Raw genomic sequence first — 22,800 nt, 5'->3', positions numbered from 1 at the left:
GTCGGACGCGGTGGACCGCGTCGTGGATCACGCCTCCGGTTCGGCGAGCGCGGCCCGCTGCCGGGCCGTGCGCACCGCCGCCGAGAGAGTGCCGATGTCGTAAGCCCCGTGGTGGCGCCGCCCGTTGACGAAGAAGGTCGGCGTCCCCGACACCCCGCTCAGATCGGCGGAGTCCACGTCGTCGGCGACCCGCGCCGCGCCCTTGTGGCGGCGCAGGTGCCGCTCGAAGCGCTCGGTGTCCAGCCCGAGGCCGGAGGCGAGACCCAGCGCGTCCGCGAACCGCAGCGTGCCCTCGTGCGCGAGCAGCAGATCGTGCATCTCCCAGAAGGCGCCCTGGTCGTACGCCGCCTCCGACGCCTCGGCGCCGAGCATCGCCCCGGGGTGCACATCGGTGAGCGGCATGTGCCGCCAGACGTAGCGCACGTCGCCGAAATCTGCCAGCAGTTCCCGGATGACCGGCTCGGCCTTCCCGCAGTAGGGGCAGTCGAAGTCGCCGTACTCCACGACTGTCACCGGCGCCTCCAACGGGCCGCGGATCTTGTCGCGTTCGGAGTCGACCGGGACCGCGAGGTCGACGATCGACTCGGCGGTGCCCAGCAGGGCCCGGTTACGGCGCCGTCTCGGCAGCAGCCCGATCACCGCGCTGACGGCCCAGGTCACCGTGAACGCGCCGAGCAGCGCCGTCAGCGTGCCGATCTTCGCCTCCTCCAGATGATCGCCGTCGAAGGCGAGGGTGGCGATCAGCAGCGACACGGTGAACCCGGCACCCGCGATCGTCCCGCCGGCGGTGACGGCGCCCCAGCCGACCGGGGGACGCAGCCGGCCGCCGCTGAGGCGGGAGGCCAGCCAGGAGGCGGTGAGCACCGCGACCGGCTTGCCCACGACGAACGCGCACACGATGCCCAGCGTGACCGGCGAGGTGAAGGCCCGCGAGAGCTCGTCCGGCGTGATCCTGATCCCGGCGTTGGCCAGCGCGAACACCGGCACGATCACATAACTGGACCACGGGTGGTACATCCGCAGCAGCCGGTCGTTGGGCGAGATGGCCGACGCCAGCCCGAGCCGCGCGGAACGTTCGAGCTCCGGCGTCGGCTGCTCCCTGAACCGGCGGAACAGTCCGGTGGCGCGCTCCAGATCACCGCGGGCGGCGGGGTACGCGGAGGTGAGCAGGCCCATCACCAGTCCGACGACGACGGGATCGACACCGGACTCCAGCAGCGCCACCCATGCCGCGACGGCCGGCGGCACGTACCAGGCGCCCCGGCGCACCCCCGCGTAGCGCAGCGCCACGATCACACCGAGGACGCCGAGGGCCACCAGCAGCGCGACGGGCGCGACGCTCTCGCTGTAGGCGAAGGTGATGACGCCGAGAGCCACGAAGTCGTCGACGACGGTCACGGCCAGGACGAACGTCCGCAGACCGGTGGGCAGGCGCCTGCCCAGCAGCGCCAGCATGCCGAGGGCGAAGGCGGTGTCCGTGGACATCGCGGCGCCCCAGCCGTAGGCGGTGCCGTTCCCGGCGTTGACCAGGAGATAGATCCCGACGGGTACGAGCATGCCGCTGACCCCGACGAACACGGGCAGCGCGATACGCCGTCCGTCCCGCAGCTCGCCCATGTCCCGCTCGCGGCGCGCCTCCAGGCCGACGACGAAGAAGAACACCGCCATCAGCCCGCTGTTGACCCAGTCGCGCAGTTCGAGTGACAGGCTCCGCGAGCCGAACGACAGCGCCACATGCGTCCGCCAGAAGCGTTCGTACGCCGTGAGGTCGGCGTTCGCCCAGGCCAGCGCGGCGAGCACGGCGGCCAGCAGGACGGCCGCACTGCCGGTCTCGGTCCGCAGGAACGCCCGCCACGGTGTGCGCGTCGGCCCGCCGCACCGGGTCTGCCCTGAGTAGTCGGCGTCGGGGGATGAATCGGTCATTCCAGGATTCTCCACTCGCCGGGCGGGTGGGCCCGACAGCGGAGAGTGTGTCGGCGGGGGGCTCTTGCCGTACGCCGCCTTGTGCGCCCTGCCAGGACGACCGCACCCGCCGTTACCACCGCGGCCTGCCGACCGCCCGCCCGGCTCAGGCGGCGTCGTGGAAGACGAGCCCCAGCGTGTGGCGGCGACCGGTGCGCACCGTGCCGACCCCGTGGTGCGTGGGCGCGTTCGACCGGCCCCGCGCGGAGCGCACAGGCCGTCGCGGGTGGTGAAGACCAGCCCGTGGTCCTGCGGAACGGGTGGCCGACGAGCCGCGCGACCGGGCACGCGGACGCTTGCTCGGTCAGGAGGAACTCCCCGGCCGCCGAAGTCCTCTCCGGGCACGTCGAGACCGACGACCACCTTGAGCGGGAGGACCATGGCACCGAACACGTCCCGGTGCCGGGCCTCAGCCGGGCACAGAAGGCGGACCGCGACTCCCGCACCCGACAGGGAAGTTCAGGGGTGAAGCAGCGGCACTGCCCTGACCCGAACCGGTGGCGGGCCGTGTCCACGGTCGTCCGGAGCCGCTCCCCGTCGTCCTGCAGCGCGCTGGTGGGACGCGATGCCCGGATCCACACCCTCGGTGTGCGAAAGGCCGGTTGTCGGGCGGGGACGCTCCGGCGGTGGACCTGTCAGCGTCGGCGCACCTGGGTCCACTCGGCGAACCACCAGACGAACGCGACCAGCACCGCCCACAGCAGCGCCTGCCCCACGGCCGACGGCCAGGGCAGTTCACCGCCGAACCGCTCCACCCCGGCCGTCGCGGCCCAACTCACGAGCAGAACCACCAGGATCCGGATACGTCGGTGTTTCAACATGGGACCCGGATACCCAAGATCATGAGCCGGACACACGACGGCCGCACTCGGCCACCCGAAGGCGCGGGCGAGTACCGGAGACCGGGCGCAACCGCCGGGCGTGCCCCGGTGCCGCGCGGAAGCCGCCCGCCGGGCACTACCGCGGCAGTACCGCGTAGATCGTCTTGCCGGGACCGGGCCCCGGACCCGGCATGATCGCCAGACACTCCGCCAGCCTGCGGACCATGTGCCAGCCGAACCCGCCACCACCGCCGTCGAGATCGGGGGCGCGCTCGCGCGGCGGCGCCGGGTTCGGGTCGCTCACGGCCACGGTCACCGAGTCCGGCGCCGCGGACAGTTCGAGCGTGTACCGGCCGCCGCCGTGCCGCAGGGCGTTGGTGACCAGCTCGGACACCACCAGGACGATGGTGTCGACCAGGCCGGAGCCCGGTGCCGGGGTCAGGCCGCCCGTGAAGGCCCTGGCGGTGTCGCGGGCCGCGTGGATGCCCGCGGGACTGTCGCCTCGCACCACGCCCGGTTCGGGCATCACGTCGGTGATCCTCGTGCCGTTCATGCGTGTTCACCTCACGTGCATCGCTTGTACCGCTTTCAGACCAAGCGTTCCCGCTCGCTCCTACTTCAGGCCCGTGGAATCATCCGCGTCCCCCGGCCCCTCCCGTCCGCCCCCCGGCCATGTCTCCCACCCTGCCCGCGTCCCAGAGATCGGTGCTGTGCGCGCCGACAAGTGCCCCGACCCGGTCCAGGAGTTCGACGGCCGGCAGGGCGTCGAACCGCCGCCCGTCCCGCAGGCGCAGCGCGACGGAGCCCCCGGCGGCCTCCCTCGCCCCGATCACCGCCTGGTACGGCACCAGCCGGGCCGCCCGGACGCGGGAGCCCAGGGTGCCGTGCTCCGGCCCCGAGACCTCGGCCCGCAGCCCTCGCGCGGCGCAGCGCTCCACGAGCGCGCGCGCCTGCGGGAGTTCGGCGTCGGAGACGGGCAGGAAGACGAGCTGGGTGGGTGCGAGCCAGCCGGGGAAGGCGCCGCCGTGCCGCTCCACGAGATGCGAGACCGCCCGCTCCACGCTGCCGATGACACTGCGGTGGATCATCACCGGCCGGTGCCTGCCTCCGTCGGCGCCGATGTGGCGCAGACCGAACCGCTCGGGCTGGTGGAAATCGACCTGGACGGTCGACAGGGTCGACTCACGTCCGGCCGCGTCGGCGATCTGTACGTCGATCTTCGGACCGTAGAACGCCGCCTCGCCCTCCACCGCCTCGTACGCCACGCCCGCCCCGTCGAGTACCTCGGTCAGCAGCGCGGCGGACCGCTCCCACAGAGCGGGGTCGGCGACGTACTTCCCGCCGGGCCCCGGCAGGGACAGCCGGAAACGGGCCGGTCGGACACCGAGCGCGTCGTACGCCCGCCGGATCAGCTCCAGCGCCGCCCGCGCCTCGTCCGCCACCTGGTCGACGGTGCAGAAGATGTGCGCGTCGTTGAGCTGAATGGCGCGTACGCGGGTCAGCCCGCCGAGCACCCCGGACAGCTCGGAGCGGTACATGGCACCCAACTCGGCGATCCGGAGTGGCAGTTCACGGTAGCTGCGGGCGCGTGACCGGAAGATCAGCGCATGGTGCGGACAGAGGCTCGGCCGCAGTACGAACCGCTCCCCGCCCAGCTCCATCGGCGGGAACATGTCGTCGCTGTAGTGCGACCAGTGCCCCGACATCTCGTACAGCTCCCGCTTGGCCAGCACCGGTGAGTACACGTGCCGGTACCCCGCGCGCCGCTCCACGCCGCGGATGTACTCCTCCAGGGTGTGCCGTACGGTCGCGCCGTCGGGAAGCCAGTACGGCAGCCCGGCGCCGATCAGCGGATCGGTGTCGAACAGGCCCAGCTCGCGGCCGAGCCGGCGGTGGTCGTGCATGGTGGTCTCCTCGCTCGGCGGAGCGAGTGACCACGCGACGAAGCCCCGGGGCACTCGCCCCGGGGCTTCGAACCGCATCATCGGTCAGCGCGCCGGGACACTCTCCGGCGTCGTCGTCATCGCGGCACGCTTCATGACGACGACGGTAGAGCCGAACCCGCGCCCCGGCAACGCCGTTTCCGCCCCACCTCACGCCAAGACCTTCTGTCGTAACTCTGGACACCCGTCGATCGGGCGTGCTGTCATTCCGCTGCGCACTCTTTCCAACGTTGTAATGCAGAGGACGGATCTCTTCCGCTCCCGCTCGTTCCGCCCCCGCCCGCGCGAGGACACCGAGGACACCCATGAGACGAAAGCCCGCCACCCGCTCCCGACCGCTGCTCCGCTCGCTGCTGCTCGCCGTCGCCCTGCTGCTGCCGGCGAGCGGTTTCGTCCCGGCCGCGACGGCCGCCGACACCGCCTCCGCCGACGTACGGCCGGCCGCCGCCCCGGTGGCGGAGGACGTGCACGGTCTCAAGGGCGAGTACTTCAGCATGTCCGCGCCGGGTGCGCGCGACTTCGCCGACCTCGGGGGAGTGGCCCTCGACCCGCAGATCGAATTCCCGGGCCTCGCCTCGACGTTCGAGTCCATGACCGGCCGCACCGAGCACACCACCGCCCGCTGGACCGGCCGGATCGAGGCCCCCGCGAGCGGTGACTACACGTTCTACGCGACCGGCGACAACGGCTTCCGGGTGTGGATCGGCGACCGGTTGGTCATCGACCACTGGGAGCCGGACTGGGACAAGGAGCAGACCAGCGAACCGGTCGCGCTGACCGCGGGCGAGCCGAAGGACGTCCGGGTCGAGATGTTCCAGGACACCGGTGGAGCGAACATGTTCCTGCGCTGGTCGGGCGCCGGGACCCAGAAGCAGATCGTCCCCGAGTCCGCCTTCACCCCGCCCGCCGACTTCGAGATCTACCCGGTCTCGCTCACGGTCGGCGAGGACGGCCGCCGGCTCCGCGCGACCTTCGAGGAGGAGGTCGGCGGCACGGTCGCGGCGGTCAGGGACCATCTGCGGATCGAGGTCGACACCACGCGGATGCCGGTCTCCTCCGTCGCCCGTACCCCCGGCGACCCCTACTCCCTCACCGTCACGCTGACGGCGCCGGTCCAGAAGGACCAGCGGGTCGCCTTCCGTTACGACGGCGAGGGCGGCCTCCGGGCGGGCGGCGAGACGGTGCCGGAGATCACGCGCACCGCGGCCAACGACTCCACGCACCGGCTCACCACCGAGTGGGGGGACAAGCTCGACCCGGACAACCCGCTGCCCGAGTACCCCCGTCCGCAGCAGGTGCGCGACAACTGGAAGAACCTCAACGGCCCCTGGCAGTTCGCGGGCGCCGAGAAGGACGAACGGCCGGTCTTCGGCAAGGACCTCGACGAGAAGATCATCGTGCCGTTCCCGGTGGAGTCGCAGCTCTCCGGCCTCGAACGCCACGAGGACCACATGTTCTACCGCAAGCTCGTCACCGTGCCCCAGGGCTGGAAGATCGGCAGCGGCAAGCGGCTGAAGCTCAACTTCGACGCCGTCGACTACGCGACCCGGGTCTGGGTCAACGGCACCCAGGTCACCGAACACACCGGCGGCTACACGGCGTTCGGCGCCGACATCACCGGCGCGCTGAAGAACGGCGGCAAGGGCCCCCAGGAGATCGTCGTCGCCGTGACCGACACCAACGGTCCCGACCAGCCGATGGGCAAGCAGTCCACCGACCCCGGCGGCATCGTCTACACTCAGTCGTCGGGCATCTGGCAGACGGTCTGGATGGAGCCGGTCGGCACGGCCGCGGTCGACGAACTCGTCACCACACCCGACATCGACTCCGGCACCCTGGCCGTCACCGTCAACTCCGCCGGGGCCACACCCGACGCCAAGGTCAGGGCCGTCGCCCGCGACGCCAAGGGCAGGAACGTCTCGGCGGTCAGCGGCCGTCCCGGCAACGAACTGCGCCTGCCGATCAGGAACCAGCGGCTCTGGACCCCGGACGACCCGTACCTCTACGACCTGGACGTCACCCTCACCGACCGCGGCTCCACCGACAGCGTCGACAGCTACTTCGGTATGCGCTCCGTCGGAATCGAGAAGGTCGGCGGCTACCAGAAGCTCGTGCTGAACGGCAAGCCGGTCTTCTCCCTCGCCATGCTGGACCAGGGGTTCTGGCCCGACGGCCTCTACACCCAGCCCAGCGACGCGGCCCTGGAGTTCGACCTCAAGGCCCAGAAGGAGCTCGGCTTCAACGCCGTACGCAAACACATCAAGGTCGAGTCCGCCCGCTTCTACCACCACGCCGACAAGCTCGGTCTCCTCGTCTGGCAGGACTTCGTCTCCAGCGACATCACCACCGAGGCGGGACAGCGCACGTTCGTCGCCGAGGGCAAGCAGATGATGAGGCAGCTGCACAACTCGCCCTCGATCATCGGCTGGATCGTCTTCAACGAGGGCTGGGGCGAGTGGAACCGCGAGGAGACCGGCCGGATCGCCGAGTCGGTGAAGGAGACCGACCCCTCCCGCATCGTCAACGCGCACAGCGGTGTCAACTGCTGCTCCTCCAAGGGGGACTCGGGCAAGGGCGAGATCATCGACCACCACGACTACGTCAACAACGACGCGCCCTTCCCCGACCACCGCGCCGCGATGGACGGGGAGCACGGCGGCTTCACCCTCCGCACCCCCGGACACATGTGGCCCGGTCCGCCGGCCGCGATCTACAGCGGCGTGGCCGACAAGGACGCCCTCACCGCGAAGTACGTGCAGAACACCACGGACTTCTATCTCGAAGCGGCGGGCGCCGAACTCTCCGGCTCCGTGTACACACAGGTCAGTGACCTGGAGAACGAACTGAACGGCTTCTACACCTACGACCGCCGGCAGATCAAGGTCGACCCGGCGCCCGTGCGCGCCATCAACCGCAAGGTCGTCGAGGCCGGCGCCGCAGCCGGCGACCGGGACGAGCTGAGCGGCGGCGGGCACTGGCCGCTGGACGAGGGCGAGGGCACCACCGCCCGCGACGAGGGTCCCAACGGCCGCTCACTGAGCCTCGTGGGCGGTGCCGGCTGGACACCGGGTGTCAGCGGCACGGCGCTCGCCTTCGACGGCGACGGCCAGTACGCGCAGACCGAGGGCCCGGTGGTCGACACGACCACGAGCTACTCGGTGTCCGCGTGGGTCACGCTCGACGAACTGCCCGGCAACTACGCCACGGCCGTGAGCCAGGACGGACGGCGCACCGAGAATCCGTTCTATCTCCAGTACGGTCAGGGCGCGTTCGCCTTCAGCACCCCCGGCGGCAACCGCGCCCGCCTGGAGATCCGCCCCGAGACCGGCCGCTGGTACCACCTCGTCGGGGTCCGTGACGCGGCCTCGGACGACATCACCCTGTACGTCGACGGCGCGCCGGTCGCGACCGTCGCCGCGGGTCCGGCCGATGTGAGCACCGGACCGCTGTCCCTCGGCCGCGCGAAGTACGACGGTGCCAAGGGCGACTTCTGGAACGGCTCGATCGACCAGGTACGCGTGCACGACAAGGCGCTGACGGACAGTCAGGTGCGGCAGCTGCACGAGGAGGAACAGCCGGCGTAGCCCGGTCGCACGGCGATGTGGTCCCCGGCCGGCCGAGAGGCCCGCCGGGGACCACACCAGTTCCGGGTGCGGGTGCGGGTGCGGGTGCGGGTGCGGGTCCGCGGGTCCGGACCCGCACCGTCAGGGCAGCGGAGCGCCGCGTGCCGTCAGCCAGAGGTCGTACCACTCCTCATGGGTCAGTTCCGGCTCGCGGGTGGCCGCGTCGGCGCAGGCGCGGATGCGTTCCGGCCGCGCGCTGCCGACGACCGGAGCGATCCGGGCCGGGTGCCGTCGCAGCCACCACAGCAGGATCGTCTCCGGCGTGGTGTTCCTCGCCTCGGCCAGCGAGGCGACGAGCCGTGCCGTCGCCCGCTCGTCCGGGGTCTCCTGACGGCCCGTGTACCGTCCCCGCGCGAGGGAGCCCCACGCCTGGATCGCGATGCCGTTCGCGCGGCAGTACTCGGTCGTGCCGAGCGGATAGCCGCCTTCGGCCGCCCCCGGAGTGTTGACCAGTACCCCGGCCTCGATCCAGTCCCGGTGCGCCAGGCTCATCTCCAGCTGGTTGGCGACCAGCGGGAATCCGAGCGCCGCCCGCAACGGGGCGATCTGCGCGCCGCTCATGTTCGACACGCCGAACCGCCGTACGAGACCCTGCTGGTGGAGCGAGGTGAGGGCGCCCGCGATGTCGTCCGGGTCCGCGAGCGGGTCGGGCCGGTGCAGCAACAGGACGTCGATGACGTCCGTACGCAGTCTGGTCAGGCTCTCCTCCACACGCCGGACGATGCTCGCGGCCCGCAGGTCGTAGATGCCGGGCCGGTCGCCGTCGGCGAGCCGGATCCCGCACTTCGTCTGTACGACGACGCGCTCCCGCAGCCCCGGTGCGCGGGTGAGAACCTCTCCGAAGACGGCCTCGGACTTCCCGTGCCGGTAGATGTCGGCGTGGTCGAACGTGGTGATCCCGCTCTCCAGCGCCGCTTCGACGGCCGCCTCGGCGGCGTCGATGTCCGCCGGGCCGTAGGGGGTGGTGTCCCAGCCGCCGCCGAGCCCCATACAGCCGTAGAGCAGCCGGCCGGCGTTCTTCCTCTCCGCCTCTTCTGTCTCTGTCTCTTTCGCCTCTGCCGTCACGCGATCACCCTACGGTGGCCAAGAACGCGTGCGGCTCCGGGGAAGCAGCCCCGGAGCCGGCGGTACCGTCGTCCGCGAATCAGGGAAAGGCCGCGGTGGGACCGCCCGCGTCGAGATCGCCCTTGCGCAGACGGTAGACCTGGAGTTGCAGGTTGTAATACTTCTCCGTCTCACCGACCCACTCCATCCCGACCCGCCGGGCCGTCGCCGCGCCTCGCGTGTTCCGGGGCCGTACCACCGCGAACAGCTCCTCGACACCGGCGTCCGACTCGAACGCCTGGTGCGCCACGGCGTGCCCCGCCTCAGCGGCCAGCCCCTGACCCCAGACACCGGGAGCGAGCTGCCAGCCGATCTCCAGATCACTGCCGAGCGGGGGCAGCGGCAGCAGGGCCACTCCTCCCACCAGCTCGCCGGTCTCGCGCAGAGAGACGGCCCACCTGCCCTGCGGAGGTTCGAGAGTGGCCGACTCGGCCACCCACCGCTCGACCAGGCGCTCCATGGCGGCCAGATCCGACACCGGCTCCAGGGCCGGGGCGAGCCATCGGGAGACCTCGTCCACGCCGTACACGGGCAGGGCGGCCTCGGCATCACCCGTCGCCCACGGTCGAAGGGTCAACCGGGGAGTGGTGATCAGGGAGCCTTCGATAATGACCCGATGTATTCGGTCAGCCATACATTGAGAATATCACCGGACCATCTGGTCGGTCGGGGTCGGTACGGGGGCCAACTGCCTGTTCATCGGCCAGCGGTGGACCCTTCGAATTCAATGGAATAACCGTCTCCCTCGCTCCGTTGACGCACATACCGGGGGTTGAACGGACCCCGGGTGAGTCGGCAGGAAGGGATCACATATGAAGCCTCGTATCCACCCCGTATCCCGTCCGGTGGTTTTCCGGGACCGCGCCGCCGACTACGCGTTCCTGACGCGCTCGACCGCGGAATCGGACAAGACGATCGAGTGGGAGGACGGGCGGAAGTACCCCGTCGTCGACGTCGAGACTTCATCGGCGAGCCACCCCTTCTACACCGGTAACTCGCAGGTTCTCGACACCGCGGGCCGGGTGGAGCGCTTCGAGCGCCGCTACGGCGACGCCAAGGAGCGCGGATGAGTCGCACCGGGAAGCGTCGGCGCGAAGACGGAGGACAGTGAACCCCGGCGGCGGGATCGGTTGATCACGCCACCGGGGTTCCTCATGTGCCGCCGCGCCCTGCCGTACGCGCGGCACGACCAGGCCGCGCGTACGAGCGGATACTGATTGATCGTCCCGCGACACCTCTGGCACCATCACCGGGTGATCAGCATCGGGTCGATCGTGATGGGCGCCTCCGACGTGCGGCGGGCCGCCGAATTCTGGAGCCGGGCGCTGGACTACGTCCCCCGCGACGGCGAGGTGGCGGACGACTGGGTCGTCCTCGTCCCCGCCTGCGGTACGGGGCCGGGGCTCTCCCTCGGACTCAGTGAGACGCCGGTGCAGGGGCGGCCCCGCGTCCACCTCGACCTCTACGCGGGCGACGCGGCCCAGCAGGCCGCCGAAGTGGCACGCCTGGTGTCCCTCGGCGCCGAACGCGTCGACTGGGACCGCTATCCCGACGACCCCGACTTCGTCGTCCTCGCCGACACCGAGGGCAACCGCTTCTGCGTCATCGACACCGGACGGGGCTGAGCGGCGCTCCCGGGTCTCCCACGGCCCACCGCCGTCCGCTCAGCCGGTGGCCGGATCGCGCCCCTCGTCGAACGCGCGCCGTACCGGACCGGGCAGCGGAGCGAGGCCGAGCAGCCCCGAGACCAGCCCGGTGGTCAGCGAATGCCACTCGCCGGCACGCCGGAGCATCGCGTGGTCACCGCCGGTCATCTGCACCACACAGGCCTCCGAGCCCGCCGCACGGGCACGGAGCACCACGTCGCGGCTGCCCAGCGGGTCCGTCGTACGGTCCCGGTCACCGTGCACCAGGACCACCCGCCGGTCGATGAGCTGGCCCACCGGCTCCCCGGACGGGCACCAAGGTGCGAGGCCCACCACACCGCGCACCAGGTCGTGCCCGGCCACGGTGAGCGCGGCACGCCCGCCCATCGAATGACCGACCAGCACCACCCGTACCGAACCGGCGAGCTGTTCCAACTCGTCGAGCGCCCGCAGCGCGTCCACCGCCGCGTCGGCACGCGCGCCGTTCCACCCCCGGTGCCGGTATCGGACCCTTCCCACGAGGACGTCGTGACCCTCGGTCGCGCGCAGCACCGCCCGCGTGAACGGGCGCATCCGCGCGGCGGCCAGATTCAGCCGGGGCGGCGGCTCCATGCCCTCGGAGCGTCCGCCGTGCAGCAGGAGCACGGCGGTACGGGGCCGCGCGGCCGATCTGTCGAGCACGAGGGCGGGCGGGAGCGGAGCACGGGCATCGCTGACGAACACCTGGTGCCTGACCTCTCTTCCGTCTTCTGTGGTGGATGGGGCCCCATCCACCACAGAAGGTATTCGGCGCCGGGGCCCGCGCGGATGGCTCGCCCGGTGTACCGATTCCGCGATCGCCCGCTCAGGACCGGCGGGCCGGCGCCTCCGAACCGGCCGCCGCCGCCCCGTCCGTGGCGCGAGGCCCCGGGACCACCGGGGAGGCGGCCGTCTTCTCGGCGGCCACCGCCGCGGCGCGCTCGCGCGCACCCCATGTCTCACGCGTCGTCGCCACACCGATCAGTCCGACCAGCCCGATGACCACATAGAAACCGGCCGGGCCCACCCAGTCGAAGGACTCCGCCAGCAGCACGGCCAGGAACGGCGCGAACCCGGCGACGGAGGCGGCGACCTGGTAGCCCAGCGAGGCCCCGGACGTACGGGTGTTGGTCTTGAACAATTCGGCGAACCACGCGGCCTGCGTACCCGTCAGCGCCGCGTGGATCACACCGATCGCGATCAGATAGATCAGCACCACGAGCACCGGATTGCCGGTGTTGGCCATGAGGAACATCGGGAAGCCGAACGCGACCGCCATCAGACACCCGGCCAGATACAGCTTCCGGCGGCCGATCCGGTCGGTCAGCGCACCGGACAGCACGGTCGTGCCCACCGCGAGAAGACTCGCGATGACGATGCCCGCGAGGGCGATCCCCCGGTCGTTCTCGTCGCGGTCGGTGATGTACGAGAGCAGATAGGTGGCCGTCAGGTAGTACGCGCACGATTCGACGACGCGCAGCGCGATGATCCGCAGGATGTTCCGCCAGTCGTCGCGCAGCACCGTCGCGAGCGGGTTCTTGACCGTCTCGCCACTCGCCTTGGTCTCCTCGAACTCCGGCGACTCCGTCAGCTTCACCCGGACGACCAGGCCGACCACGATCAGCACCGAACTGGCCAGGAAGGGCACACGCCACGCCCAGTCGCTGTCCAGGTTCACGGACAGCAGGAAGGCGACGTTGGCCAGCGCGATCCCCAGCGGATTGCCCGCCTGGGGTATCGCCGCGTACAGACCGCGCCGCCTGCGGGGCGCGTGCTCGTACGCCATCATCACCGCGCCGCCCCACTCGGCGCCGAACGCGAGGCCCTGCACCATACGGATCAGCACGAGCAGGATCGGCGCGGCGATGCCGGCCTGCGCGTAGGTGGGCAGCACACCGATGAGGACCGTCGCGACGCCCATCGTCAGCAGTGCGGCGACCAGGACGGGCTTGCGGCCGTACTTGTCGCCGAGATGGCCGCCGACGGCGCCGCCGATGGGGCGCATCAGGAAGCCGACGCCGAGCGTGACGAAGGCCAGCAGGGTGCCGACGACCGGGTCGGACTCGGGGAAGAAGACGTCACCGAAGTAGAGGGCCGACGCCGTGCCGTAGGCGACGAAGTCGTAGTTCTCCACACAGGTTCCCGCGGCGGCGCCGAGGGAGGTCCTCAGTTTGCCGCGGCTGCCGTCCTGAGCGGTGGCGGCGGCCGGGGGAGGTGCGCTGTTGTTCGCGCTCATGCCGTAACTCCTAATCTCCTTTGATCACCGGTTACGCGGTGGGGTACTTCGGCGGGTGGTGGTGCGTGGGGACGGGGGTGCGGGGTGGGGGAGTGGTGGAGGGGAGGAGTGGTGATCAGCAGCCGTCGGCCGGGAGTTCCGCCGGGATGTCCGCCGTGAGTTCGCGCGCCGACCTGAGCTCCAGCTCGTGGAGCTTGGCGACCCGCCGGACGGTGTCCTCGTCGTTGTCGAACCTCGCGCCGAGGAACGCCTCGACGACCGCCCCGGCCATCGCGGGACCGATCAGCCAGGCACCCATGGCGATCGCGTTCGCGTCGTCGTGCTCGACCGCCTGGTGGGCCGAGTAGACGTCGTGCCCGAGACCGCAGCGGATCCCGGCGATCTTGTTGGCCGCCATCAGCGCGCCGGCACCGGTTCCGCACACGAGCACGGCGCGGTCGGCCTCGCCGGTGCGTACGGCGTCGCAGGTGGCGAAGGTGATGTCGGGGAAGTCGACCGGCGCGTCGCTGTCCGTGCCGCGGTCGAGCACTTCGTGGCCGAGCCCTTCCAGCACGCCGCGTACATGGTCCTTCAGCGCGTGTCCCGCGTGGTCGTTGCCCAGAGCGATTCTCATGTGTCAGCCCTTCGTGGTGAGTTCGGTGGTGGCGGTGATGTCTTTGGTGCCGGTGGTGCCGCTGACACAGGCCGTTCCGGGTGTGCCGGTGGTGCCGGTGGTGCCGGCGGCGTGGGCGGCGTCCGGAACGGTGCGCGGCGCCTCGCCGACCTCGTCGGCGTACGGGATCGACGCCATCGCACCGCGCCGGGTGACCGTGACCGCCGCGGCGGCCGATGCCGTCGCCAGGGCGGCGGGCAGGTCGCTCTCGCCCCGGGCGAGGGCAGCCGCGAGATAACCGGTGTAGGTGTCGCCGGCCGCGGTGGTGTCCACGGCGGTGACCGGTACGGCGGGGATGTGGACCACCCGGTCGCCGGCGTTGACGTACGCGCCCCCGGCGCCCCTGGTGCACACGACGACGCACTCCAGCGCCCGGGATGTGGTGAGCACGGTGCCCGCCACATCCGCGCCCTCTCCGCCCTCCCGGCCCTGACCGCCCACGTCGGCGCCGACCAGCCGTGCCACCGCCCGCATCTCCCCCTCGTTGACCACCAGCAGATCGATGTCGGTCGTCAGACAGCCGGTGTCGGCGGGCGCCGGGGCGGCGTTGAGCACGACGGTGGCACCGCGCTCCCTGGCGAAGCGGGCCGCGTGGGCGACCACCTCCACCGGGGTCTCCAGCTGGAGCAGTACGAGATCGCCGGGAGCCGCCCCGGCGAGCCCCGACTCGACGTGCTGCCGGGTGAGTCGGGCGTTCGCGCCGGACGCCACGATGATGCGGTTCTCGCCGCCCGCCTCCACGGCGACGACCGCCGTGCCCGTGTGCGTACCGTCCGCGGTCACCACGTACCCGGTGTCCACCGCTGATTCGGTCAGTGCCCGGCGGACGAGCCGGCCGTGCGCGTCGTCGCCGAGCGCGCCGATCATGGTGACCGCGGCACCGGCCCGCGCGGCGGCCACGGCCTGGTTGCCGCCCTTGCCTCCGGCGGTGATCAGTACGTCCGACGCGAGCACGGTCTCGCCGGCCGCCGGGAACGCGGGCACCTCCAGGAGCTGGTCGGCGTTGAGGCTGCCGACGACGAAGACGGTGGTGGGCATGGGGGATCCCCGTTCGTGGTGTGGAAGGCGTGGTGCTGTACGGGACGGCGGGCCGCCGGTCGGGCGGGCCGCTTCCCTCGGAAGGACTGATACGGATGAGCAGTTGTGTGTGATGCGTGGGACGACCGCCGGACGTGGTCCCCCGGCTACTCGGGCCGGTGCCCGCCGCCCGACGATTCCCGTACGACGAGGCGTGTCGGCAGGATCACCGATTCGGGTGTGCGGCCCTCGATGACGTCGAGGAGGAGTCTCATCGCCGTCGACCCCATGGCCTGCGCGTCGTGCGAGACGACGGTCAGCGGCGGGTCGAGTTCGGAGAACCACTCGATGTCGTCGAAGGCCACCAGATCGATGTCGGAGCCGATGCGCAGCCCACGGCGGCGCAGCGTCCCGAGCGCGCCCACCGCCATCGGGCTGTCGGCGGCGAGCAGCGCGGTCGGCGGGCGTCCCTGGGACAGGAGCCGTTCTGCCGCCGCCGAACCGCTCGCCGAGCGGAAGTCCCCGGACGTGATCAGTTCGGGGTCGGCGTCGAGACCGTGCCGGGCGACGGCGCGCACGAAGGCGTCGTGCCGGGCGCGGCCGGTGGAGATGGACCGGGGGCCGCCGATGTAGCCGATACGGGTGTGGCCGCGGTCGGCGAGATGGGCGACGGCCTGGTCGATGCCCAGCGCGTTGTCGGAGGTCACGCTGGGCACCTCGAAGCCGTCGACGGTCCGGTCGACGAAGACGAGGGGCACGGTGGTGGCGAGGGCGCGGAGGTTCGCGCTGTCCTCCCCCTGCGGAGCGATGATGATGCCGTCGACCCGCTGGGTGAGGAAGGACTCCAGATAGGTGTCCTGCTGTCCCGGGTCCTCGTTGGCGTTGGCGAGGAGGGTGACGTACGAGGAGCGCAGGGCGGCCTGTTCGGCACCGTGCGCCACATCGGCGAAGAACGGGTTGCGTACGTCGGAGATGAGCAGCCCGACCGTCTGCGAACGGGCCGAACGCAGGGAGCGCGCACGGGCGTCGGGCCGGTAGCCGAGTTCCGCGACGGCGGCGCGCACGCGTTCACGGGCGGCGGGGGAGGTGGAGGGGTTGCCGGAGAGCACCCGGGACGTCGTGCCCACGGAGACGCCGGCCAGTGCGGCGACGTCCTTGATGGTCACGGTGCTGTCCATGGGTACCTCTCGCGGATCGGTGTGTGAGCTGTCGGGACTGTATCCCGAGAGTGACTGGAAACGATTCCATGGAAACGTTTCCGAGACAGGATCCTGAAGTGTCTCCTCCGGCGCGTCAAGGGGTTCGGCCGATCGGTTTCCGGGGCGGTCCGCGTGGCGGCCACGTCCCCGCCGGCTCGTGGACCAGGCGTGACGTCTAATCTGCGGCCATGGATTCTCAGACGTACCTCTCCGAACTGTTCTCCCTGGAAGGCCGCGTCGCCCTGGTCACCGGCGGCAGTTCCGGCATCGGCAGGGCCATCGCCGAGGCGCTCGCCCGAGCGGGCGCGAGCGTGGTGATCGTGGCCCGCAGGGAGGCGGAACTGAGCGCCACCGTCGACGAGTTGACGGACCGTGGCTGCCGCGCGGCCTGGGTGAGCGGCGATCTCGGGACGCGCGAAGGAGTCCGTACGGCGGCCGACGAGGCCGCCCAGGTGTTCGGTGAACCGGACACCCTCGTCAACTGCGCCGGGATCAATCTGCGTCCCCCGCTGGGGGAGACCATGGACGACGTGTGGGACGCGACGATGTCGGTGAATCTGGAGGCGCCCCATCTGCTGGGGCAGCGGTTCGGTCCCGGCATGGCCGAGCGCGGATTCGGGCGGATCATGCATGTCACGTCCCAGCAGGCGCACCGGGCGTTCGTCCAGAGCGGTGTCTACGGCGTCTCCAAGGGCGCGCTGGAGTCGCTCGCCCGTTCACAGGCCGAGGCGTGGTCGCGGTACGGGGTCACCTGCAACACCCTCGTGCCGGGGTTCGTGATGACGCCGCTCAACCAACGGCTGTCGTCCGACCCCGAGCGTGTGGCGGCGCTCGCCGCGCGCACGATGACCGGGCGCAACGGGGTCGCGGAGGACTTCGCCGGCGCTGCGGTGTTCCTGGCGAGCCGGGCCTCGGCGTACGTCACCGGGCAGTCGGTCTTCGTGGACGGCGGTTTCTCCGTCCACTGATCCGGCTGTCGGCAACCGATCCCCGAGCCTGACTGCGAAAAAGTCTCCGCAAAGATTTCTTTGCGAACAAGTCTTTGCGAAGAACTGTTCGCGGTCTACGCTGCTCTCCATGACGGATTCCGACAGCACTCCTCGCGGTCCCGAGCTTGACTCGAACACGGTCGTCCTGGACGCCAAGGGGCTGCGTGCCCTGGCCCACCCGGTCCGTGTCCAGCTGGTCGGGCTGCTGCGCAAGCACGGCCCCTCGACCGCCACCCGGCTGGCCGAGCGGCTCGGGGTCAACTCCGGTACGGCCAGCTACCACTTGCGCCAGCTCGGCGACGCCGGCTTCGTGGAGGAGGACGCGGAGCGCGGCAACGCACGCGAACGCTGGTGGCGTGCCGTGCACCGGTCCACGCGGTTCAGTGAGCCCGAACTCGCCGAGCGGGAGCCGGAGGCGGCGCTGGCCTATCTCCAGTCGGTCGCCGCCGCGTACACCCTGCGCACCCAGCGGGCTCTCGGCGAACTCCAGACGCTCCCCGACCGGTGGCGCGGCACCTTCGACATCAGCGACTGGCCGCTGCGGCTGACTCCCGAGGAGACGGTGAACCTGCGGGAGGAATTGCAGGCACTCCTCGCGCGCTACCGCGCCGACAGTCCGGAGACGGCGGCCGAGGCACCGGAGGGCGCCGAGCGCGTCTCCCTGATCACCCAGATCCTGCCCGAGCTGGACACCTCGGGCGAAGACCCCACCGATCTCGCTCCCGCGACCGAACCGCCCCCCGTGCGGCGGGGAATGGAGTCCTGGTGAGTCCAATGGGCCTGCGGGAAGGCGCATCTGACGGTATATCAGGTCGGCGTGCGCCGATGCCGCTCGTCGGTCTGCTCACCGCGATGGCCGTGTCGCTGACCGGTACGCGGGTCTCCGCCATCGCCCTGCCCTGGTTCGTGCTCGTCACCACCGGCAGCGCGGCACAGACCGGGCTCGTCGTCTTCTGCGAGATGGCGCCCTATGTGGTGGTCAAGGCGTTCACCGGGCCGCTCGTGGACCGGGCCGGACCGCGGACCATCTCCTGGACGACCGACCTGATCAGCGCGGTCGCCGCCATCGCGGTGCCCCTCCTGCACAGCGCGGACCGGCTCTCGTTCCCCCTGCTGCTGGTGCTCGTCGCGCTGATCGGCGCGGCGCGCGGACCGGGCGACCTGGCCAAGGACGTCATGGTCCCGGAGGCGGCCGACCACGGGCGGGTCCCCCTGGAGCGGGCCGCCGCCTTCGCCGGTGTGACCGAGCGGCTCGCCTCCACCGTCGGACCGGCGGCGGGCGGCGCCCTGATCGCGCTGCTCGGCCCGCTGACGGGGCTGACCGTCAACGCGGCCTGTTTCGCGCTCGGTTCGGTGATCATCGCGCTGTTGCTGCCACGGGGCATGGGCCGGCCGGCCGAGCGGATCCCGTCGCCACGGGACGACGACGGTGAACCGTCCGCCGAACCGGGCTACTGGCGGCGGTTCGGCCAGGGCTTCACCTTCCTGCGCGGTGAACCGCTGCTCCTCGCGATCATCATCATGGTCGCGATCACCAACCTCCTGGACGCCGCGTTCAGCTCCGTGCTCCTCCCCGTCTGGGCCAAGGAGTCCGGCAACGGACCGAGCGCCATCGGCCTGTGCGCGAGCGCGGGCGGACTCGCGGCGATCGGCGGCAGCCTGATCGCGGCGGCCGTCGCCCACCGGATGCGCCGACGGCTCGTGTTCTTCGGCGGATTCCTCCTGGCGGGCGCGCCACGCTGGCTGATCCTCGCCTCGCCCGCGCCCCTGTGGGCCGTGGTGGTGGTGTTCGCGGTGGGGGGCTTCGGTGCCGGTTTCCTCAACCCCATTCTGGCGGCGGTCAGTTACGAACGCGTGCCCCGTCACCTGCTGGGCAGGGTCAAGGCCCTCAGCGGATCGCTCTCCTGGTCCGGAATCCCGCTCGGCGGCCTGATCGGCGGTGCGGCGGTGGCCTCGTTCGGACTGGCGCCCGTTCTGCTGGCGGGCGCGGCGGCGTACTTTCTCACCACGAACCTCACCGGACTGCGCCCGGAATGGCGCGAGATGGACCGCCTGCGCGGCAGGGGCCGGTCACCCGAATCCCGCTCCACCCCACCACCGGCGCCCCCGAAGCCCGGTCCGGGTCCGGCCCCGGACCCCGACGACGGCCCGGACGCGGACCCGGATCGTCCGGCGCTCTCGAAGCGGTGAACGACTCCGCCGGTCACCCCGCTCGGGTCGCTGGTCGAGGTGCGCGGCCGACCTCAGCGAACCCCCGGATGCTGTCCGGAAGAACGCGCGTGTCCCGGCCCGGTCCGCCGCCGGGCTGTTGGTGACGTCGACGACCGCCTCCACGCCGGTCAGCGCGTCGTCCAGCCCCTCACCCGTCGACAGGTCCACGCCCAGGACCGGCTGATCCGTACGACGTCGCGGCCGTCCGGTTCGAGCGCGGCCACGGTGAGGGCCCCGATGTTCCCGGTCGCACCGGCGACTGCGATCCGCATGCTGCTCTTCTCCCTCCCTCGCCCCTCGATCCCGGGCGGACGGTAACAGGGAGTGAGCGCGACTTCGGCGCCGCTCGCGGGGGACTGCCGGCTCCGTGTCCTGACGGGGAAGGGCGACCGGCGCGGCCCGGCCCGGCCACCGGTGGCCTTCGCGACCGGTGCCGCGTGTCGTCCGCACTCCGCGGGAGGTCTGTGGGCAGGGTGCTGCTCATGAGACTGCGGGGCGCGGACGGCGACGACAAGGACGGCTCCTGGCGCGGGGCGTTGACGGCGGTGACGGACCTGCGGAAAGACGTGACCTTCACACAGACCCTGCGCTCGGCGGCTGCCGCGACGCTCGCCTACGTCGTCGCGCTGTGGCTCAGCACCGAACCCGCGCCGCTGACGGCGCCGCTCACCGCGCTGCTCGTGGTGCAGGTGACGCTCTACTCCACCCTCACCACCAGCTTCCGCCGGGTGAACGCCGTCGTCGCCGGTGTGCTGATCGCCATCGCGTTCAGCGTGCTCGTGGGGCTGTCGTGGTGGAGCCTGGGGCTGATCATCCTGGCCTCCCTGCTGGCCGGCCGGCTCGTGCGGGTCGGCGAGTTCGTTCCCGAGGTCGCCATCAGCGCCATGCTCGTCCTCGGGGTGACCCACGCGGCGAACACCGCCTGGGACCGTGTCCTGGAGACCTTGATCGGCGCGGTGGTGGGACTGCTGTTCAACGTGGTGTTCGTGCCGCCGGTCTGGGTCTCGGCCGCCGGGGAGTCCATCGAGGGCCTCGCCCGGCGGATGCGCCGGCTGATGCGCGACGTCGGCGAGGAGCTGACCACCCCCACGCCGGTCGAACGCGCCGCGGCCCGGCTGTCGGAGGCGCGGCGGCTCGACCACGGCATCGCGGAGGTGGACGCGGCGCTGCGCCAGGCCGAGGACAGCCTGCGGCTCAACCCGCGCGTCAAGGAGGGACTCCTGCACCGGGTGGTGCTCCGTACCGGCCTCGACACCCTGGAGATCTGCGCGGTCGTGCTGCGCGTGCTCACCCGCACCATCACGGACCTCGCCAAGGAGCGGGAGGAGGAGAACCTCTTCACACCCGAGGAGGGATCCGGCCTGGAGGAGCTGCTGTCGCAGGTCGCCGACGCGCTCGTCAGTTTCGCGGTGCTCGTCACCACGCAGACGAGCGAGGCCGCGGAGGCGGCGGAGGACCGCCTCGCGGGCGATCTGAACGCCGCGGCCGCGAGCCGCGAGCGGGTGGCGCATCTGCTGCTGGAAGGCGTACAGCGCCACCCGAGGCAGTGGCAGCTGCACGGTGCGCTGCTGTCGGAGATCGACAGGCTGCTCGACGAACTCGACACCGACCACCGCTCCCAGAGGCTGATGGAGGAGCTGGACAAGGCCACCCGGGAACAGCGCGAACGCTATCCCCGCTACACGGCGTTCAGACAGTGGCTGCGGGGCCGGAAGAGGCCGCCACGACCGCGCCTGAAGCGCCCGGGACGCTAGGACGCGTGGGTCCCGCTGTGCGTCGGGGGCCGTCCGGCCTGCGAGGGCGGACCGGACGCCGCCGTGATGACGTCGTCCAGCACCTCGCGCGTACGCACGAGCTCGGCGATCCTCCGGTCGATCCTGGCCCGCTGCCGCGTCAGGTCGGCCACCAGCCAGGGTGTCGCGGCCTCGGACGGGCCCCCGTCCTCGTCCCGCATGCACGGCAGCAGTTCGGCGATCTTCCCGCTGCACAGCCCGGCGGCGAACAGCTCCTGGATACGGATCACCCGGTCGACCGCCCGTTCCGGATAGGTGCGGTGGCCCGAGGGCGTGCGCTCCGGCGCGAGCAGTCCCTGTTCCTCGTAGTAGCGCAGTGAGCGCTCGCTGACGGCGGTGCGTCTCGCCAGTTCGCCTATCTTCACGCGTCCTCCCCGGGGCTCCGCACCGTCGCCGTGACGGTGGCGGGATTGAACCTGACACCAGTGTGAGGTCCTACCGTCCCGCCATGACGAAAACGACGCTGCTCGCCCCGTATTCCCTCGGCCCGCTCCTTCTTCCCAACCGCATGGTGATGGCGCCCATGACCCGCTACCGCGCCGCCGTGGACGGCACCCCGCTGCCGGTCGTCGCCGAGCACTACGCGCAGCGCGCCGGCGCCGGCCTCGTCGTCACCGAGGGCATCTGGCCCAGCAGCCGGGGCCAGAGCGGCTGGCGGCTCCCCGGCCTGGAGACGGCGGCGCACATCGAGGGCTGGCGCGCGGTCACCGACGCGGTGCACGCCGCCGGGGGCCGCATCATGGCCCAGCTGATGCACGGCGGCCGGCACGGTCACCCGCTGTCCCGGATCGACGGGGACGTGCCGCGCGGCCCGTCCGCCGTACGTGTCCCCGGACCCGTACACGTACGAGACGGCGGCAAGGCCGACCCCCTCCCGCCGCGTGAGATGACGCGTGACGACATCCGCCAGGCCGTCGACGACCACGCCAGGGCCGCGGCCAACGCCATGGCGGCCGGCTTCGACGGGGTCGAACTGCACGGTGCGAACAGCTACTTGATCCATCAGTTCCTCGCCGACAACACCAATCTCCGCACCGACGAGTACGGCGGTACGACCGAGGGCCGGATCCGCTTCCCCGTCGAACTGGTCAGGGCGGTCGCCGACACCGTCGGAGCCGGCCGGACCGGGCTGCGGCTCTCCCCGGGCAACCCCCAGTTCGGCATGGCGGAGGCCGACCCGGCGCCGGTCTACCGAGCGCTCCTCGACGCCGTCGACCCGCTCGGTCTGCTCTACCTCCACCTCACCGACAACGACCGCTATCCGGCACTCACCGACCTGCGGCCCCGCTGGCACGGCCCGCTCATCGCGAACGTCGGTGAGAACCACGGCCCGACGACGCGCGAGGCGGGCGAGTCGGTGCTCGCGGACGGCCTGGCCGACCTCGTCTCGTACGGCAGGTCCTTCATCGCCAACCCGGACCTCCCCGAGCGCTTCGCCGCAGGCGCCCCGCTCAACGCCGTCGACGAGCGGTACCTCTACACGCACGGCGCCCGGGGATACACCGACTACCCGGCGCTGCTCAAGGACCTCCGCGCGGTGGGCACATGACGGCCCGTGAGGCACGGGCGATGCTTGACGGCGGTAC

21 protein-coding genes and 1 pseudogene are annotated in these 22,800 nt (G+C 71.6%); 8 read left to right on the top strand and 14 right to left on the bottom strand.

Features of this window, described 5'->3' with window-relative positions:
- Positions 1-27 precede the first annotated feature (27 nt).
- From nhaA to thrS, 5 genes and pseudogenes are all read right to left on the bottom strand, one after another.
- Positions 28-1,923, bottom strand: a complete 1,896-nt coding sequence (gene nhaA / locus ACZ61E_RS12830) for a Na+/H+ antiporter NhaA (RefSeq protein ID WP_469699640.1) — start codon at positions 1,921-1,923, stop codon at positions 28-30.
- Positions 1,924-2,068: 145 nt separating this feature from the next.
- Positions 2,069-2,200 (bottom strand): annotated as a pseudogene (locus ACZ61E_RS12825) (2OG-Fe(II) oxygenase); the annotation flags it as partial.
- A 397-nt stretch (positions 2,201-2,597) separates the two neighbouring features.
- Positions 2,598-2,783: a hypothetical protein gene (locus ACZ61E_RS12820; protein ID WP_469699639.1), complete on the bottom strand. Its 186-nt coding sequence runs from the start codon at positions 2,781-2,783 to the stop codon at positions 2,598-2,600.
- Positions 2,784-2,919: 136 nt separating this feature from the next.
- A complete protein-coding gene (locus ACZ61E_RS12815; RefSeq protein WP_469699638.1) occupies positions 2,920-3,336 on the bottom strand; it encodes an ATP-binding protein in 417 nt (138 codons plus the stop codon).
- A gap of 79 nt (positions 3,337-3,415) precedes the next feature.
- Positions 3,416-4,765 (bottom strand): threonine--tRNA ligase, encoded by a 1,350-nt coding sequence (thrS, locus tag ACZ61E_RS12810; RefSeq protein ID WP_469699637.1) that lies wholly within the window; start codon positions 4,763-4,765, stop codon positions 3,416-3,418.
- 266 nt (positions 4,766-5,031) lie between these two features.
- Between thrS and ACZ61E_RS12805 the strand changes: the two genes are divergently transcribed.
- Entirely contained in the window at positions 5,032-8,310 is a 3,279-nt protein-coding gene (locus tag ACZ61E_RS12805; RefSeq protein ID WP_469699636.1) for a LamG-like jellyroll fold domain-containing protein, read from the top strand.
- Positions 8,311-8,430: 120 nt separating this feature from the next.
- Here ACZ61E_RS12805 and ACZ61E_RS12800 read toward each other — a convergent pair whose 3' ends face one another.
- Together ACZ61E_RS12800 and ACZ61E_RS12795 are read right to left on the bottom strand one after the other, a co-directional pair.
- Positions 8,431-9,414, bottom strand: a complete 984-nt coding sequence (locus tag ACZ61E_RS12800; RefSeq protein WP_469699635.1) for an aldo/keto reductase — start codon at positions 9,412-9,414, stop codon at positions 8,431-8,433.
- A 79-nt stretch (positions 9,415-9,493) separates the two neighbouring features.
- Positions 9,494-10,087 carry a GNAT family N-acetyltransferase gene (locus ACZ61E_RS12795; RefSeq protein WP_469699634.1) on the bottom strand — a complete coding sequence of 198 codons (594 nt, stop codon included), beginning with the start codon at positions 10,085-10,087 and terminating at the stop codon, positions 9,494-9,496.
- Between the two features lie 178 nt (positions 10,088-10,265).
- Here ACZ61E_RS12795 and ACZ61E_RS12790 point away from each other — a divergent pair, with 178 nt between their 5' ends.
- Positions 10,266-10,523, top strand: a complete 258-nt coding sequence (locus tag ACZ61E_RS12790) for a type B 50S ribosomal protein L31 (protein ID WP_469699632.1) — start codon at positions 10,266-10,268, stop codon at positions 10,521-10,523.
- A 183-nt stretch (positions 10,524-10,706) separates the two neighbouring features.
- A complete protein-coding gene (locus ACZ61E_RS12785) occupies positions 10,707-11,078 on the top strand; it encodes a VOC family protein (RefSeq protein WP_469699631.1) in 372 nt (123 codons plus the stop codon).
- 39 nt (positions 11,079-11,117) lie between these two features.
- On the opposite strand, the gene ACZ61E_RS12780 is transcribed toward ACZ61E_RS12785, so the two are convergent.
- The 5 genes from ACZ61E_RS12780 to ACZ61E_RS12760 all read right to left on the bottom strand — a co-directional run bounded on the left by ACZ61E_RS12780 (position 11,118) and on the right by ACZ61E_RS12760 (position 16,200).
- On the bottom strand, positions 11,118-11,822 hold the full coding sequence (locus tag ACZ61E_RS12780; RefSeq protein WP_469699630.1) for an alpha/beta hydrolase: 705 nt from the start codon (positions 11,820-11,822) through the stop codon (positions 11,118-11,120).
- 121 nt (positions 11,823-11,943) lie between these two features.
- Positions 11,944-13,353, bottom strand: a complete 1,410-nt coding sequence (locus tag ACZ61E_RS12775; protein WP_469699629.1) for an MFS transporter — start codon at positions 13,351-13,353, stop codon at positions 11,944-11,946.
- Between the two features lie 115 nt (positions 13,354-13,468).
- Entirely contained in the window at positions 13,469-13,966 is a 498-nt protein-coding gene (locus ACZ61E_RS12770; RefSeq protein WP_469699628.1) for an RpiB/LacA/LacB family sugar-phosphate isomerase, read from the bottom strand.
- 3 nt (positions 13,967-13,969) lie between these two features.
- Positions 13,970-15,043 (bottom strand): ribokinase, encoded by a 1,074-nt coding sequence (locus ACZ61E_RS12765; protein WP_469699627.1) that lies wholly within the window; start codon positions 15,041-15,043, stop codon positions 13,970-13,972.
- A 146-nt stretch (positions 15,044-15,189) separates the two neighbouring features.
- Positions 15,190-16,200: a LacI family DNA-binding transcriptional regulator gene (locus tag ACZ61E_RS12760; protein ID WP_469699626.1), complete on the bottom strand. Its 1,011-nt coding sequence runs from the start codon at positions 16,198-16,200 to the stop codon at positions 15,190-15,192.
- Positions 16,201-16,409: 209 nt separating this feature from the next.
- On the opposite strand from ACZ61E_RS12760, the gene ACZ61E_RS12755 reads away from it, so the two are divergent.
- From ACZ61E_RS12755 to ACZ61E_RS12745, 3 genes are all read left to right on the top strand, one after another.
- A complete protein-coding gene (locus ACZ61E_RS12755; RefSeq protein ID WP_469699625.1) occupies positions 16,410-17,189 on the top strand; it encodes an SDR family NAD(P)-dependent oxidoreductase in 780 nt (259 codons plus the stop codon).
- A 109-nt stretch (positions 17,190-17,298) separates the two neighbouring features.
- A complete protein-coding gene (locus ACZ61E_RS12750; RefSeq protein ID WP_469699624.1) occupies positions 17,299-17,979 on the top strand; it encodes a helix-turn-helix domain-containing protein in 681 nt (226 codons plus the stop codon).
- A 56-nt stretch (positions 17,980-18,035) separates the two neighbouring features.
- Positions 18,036-19,400, top strand: coding sequence for an MFS transporter (locus tag ACZ61E_RS12745; RefSeq protein WP_469699623.1), 1,365 nt, complete (start codon positions 18,036-18,038; stop codon positions 19,398-19,400).
- 149 nt (positions 19,401-19,549) lie between these two features.
- Here the strand turns inward: ACZ61E_RS12745 and ACZ61E_RS12740 are convergent, their stop codons facing one another.
- Positions 19,550-19,693: a hypothetical protein gene (locus ACZ61E_RS12740; protein ID WP_469699622.1), complete on the bottom strand. Its 144-nt coding sequence runs from the start codon at positions 19,691-19,693 to the stop codon at positions 19,550-19,552.
- A gap of 210 nt (positions 19,694-19,903) precedes the next feature.
- Here ACZ61E_RS12740 and ACZ61E_RS12735 point away from each other — a divergent pair, with 210 nt between their 5' ends.
- The gene (locus ACZ61E_RS12735) at positions 19,904-21,175 is read left to right on the top strand and encodes an FUSC family protein (protein ID WP_469699621.1); all 1,272 of its coding nucleotides are present in this window, start codon (positions 19,904-19,906) and stop codon (positions 21,173-21,175) included.
- Here the strand turns inward: ACZ61E_RS12735 and ACZ61E_RS12730 are convergent.
- Complete coding sequence (locus ACZ61E_RS12730; RefSeq protein ID WP_469699620.1) at positions 21,172-21,579, bottom strand: MerR family transcriptional regulator; 408 nt, start codon at positions 21,577-21,579, stop codon at positions 21,172-21,174. The two genes, ACZ61E_RS12735 and ACZ61E_RS12730, sit on opposite strands and share 4 nt — an antisense overlap.
- Positions 21,580-21,662: 83 nt before the next feature.
- Between ACZ61E_RS12730 and ACZ61E_RS12725 the strand changes: the two genes are divergently transcribed.
- On the top strand, positions 21,663-22,763 hold the full coding sequence (locus tag ACZ61E_RS12725) for an alkene reductase (RefSeq protein ID WP_469699619.1): 1,101 nt from the start codon (positions 21,663-21,665) through the stop codon (positions 22,761-22,763).
- Positions 22,764-22,800: the final 37 nt, after the last annotated feature.

The organism is Streptomyces sp. NPDC104581 (assembly GCF_055583685.1).
Note: the sequence above shows the minus strand (reverse complement) of the source record. Positions and strands in the feature narration are given on the sequence as shown.

Excerpts from the sequence above, each read along its gene's own strand:
- ACZ61E_RS12750 (WP_469699624.1), top strand. The coding sequence starts at position 17,299 with ATGACGGATTCCGACAGCACTCCTCGCGGTCCCGAGCTTGACTCGAAC.
- ACZ61E_RS12760 (WP_469699626.1), bottom strand. The coding sequence starts at position 16,200 with ATGGACAGCACCGTGACCATCAAGGACGTCGCCGCACTGGCCGGCGTC.
- ACZ61E_RS12745 (WP_469699623.1), top strand. The coding sequence starts at position 18,036 with ATGCCGCTCGTCGGTCTGCTCACCGCGATGGCCGTGTCGCTGACCGGT.
- nhaA (WP_469699640.1), bottom strand. The coding sequence starts at position 1,923 with ATGACCGATTCATCCCCCGACGCCGACTACTCAGGGCAGACCCGGTGC.
- ACZ61E_RS12725 (WP_469699619.1), top strand. The coding sequence starts at position 21,663 with ATGACGAAAACGACGCTGCTCGCCCCGTATTCCCTCGGCCCGCTCCTT.
- ACZ61E_RS12735 (WP_469699621.1), top strand. The coding sequence starts at position 19,904 with ATGAGACTGCGGGGCGCGGACGGCGACGACAAGGACGGCTCCTGGCGC.
- ACZ61E_RS12765 (WP_469699627.1), bottom strand. The coding sequence starts at position 15,043 with ATGCCCACCACCGTCTTCGTCGTCGGCAGCCTCAACGCCGACCAGCTC.
- ACZ61E_RS12790 (WP_469699632.1), top strand. The coding sequence starts at position 10,266 with ATGAAGCCTCGTATCCACCCCGTATCCCGTCCGGTGGTTTTCCGGGAC.
- ACZ61E_RS12740 (WP_469699622.1), bottom strand. The coding sequence starts at position 19,693 with ATGCGGATCGCAGTCGCCGGTGCGACCGGGAACATCGGGGCCCTCACC.
- ACZ61E_RS12815 (WP_469699638.1), bottom strand. The coding sequence starts at position 3,336 with ATGAACGGCACGAGGATCACCGACGTGATGCCCGAACCGGGCGTGGTG.
- ACZ61E_RS12820 (WP_469699639.1), bottom strand. The coding sequence starts at position 2,783 with ATGTTGAAACACCGACGTATCCGGATCCTGGTGGTTCTGCTCGTGAGT.
- ACZ61E_RS12755 (WP_469699625.1), top strand. The coding sequence starts at position 16,410 with ATGGATTCTCAGACGTACCTCTCCGAACTGTTCTCCCTGGAAGGCCGC.
- ACZ61E_RS12795 (WP_469699634.1), bottom strand. The coding sequence starts at position 10,087 with ATGGCTGACCGAATACATCGGGTCATTATCGAAGGCTCCCTGATCACC.
- ACZ61E_RS12770 (WP_469699628.1), bottom strand. The coding sequence starts at position 13,966 with ATGAGAATCGCTCTGGGCAACGACCACGCGGGACACGCGCTGAAGGAC.
- ACZ61E_RS12805 (WP_469699636.1), top strand. The coding sequence starts at position 5,032 with ATGAGACGAAAGCCCGCCACCCGCTCCCGACCGCTGCTCCGCTCGCTG.
- ACZ61E_RS12775 (WP_469699629.1), bottom strand. The coding sequence starts at position 13,353 with ATGAGCGCGAACAACAGCGCACCTCCCCCGGCCGCCGCCACCGCTCAG.
- thrS (WP_469699637.1), bottom strand. The coding sequence starts at position 4,765 with ATGCGGTTCGAAGCCCCGGGGCGAGTGCCCCGGGGCTTCGTCGCGTGG.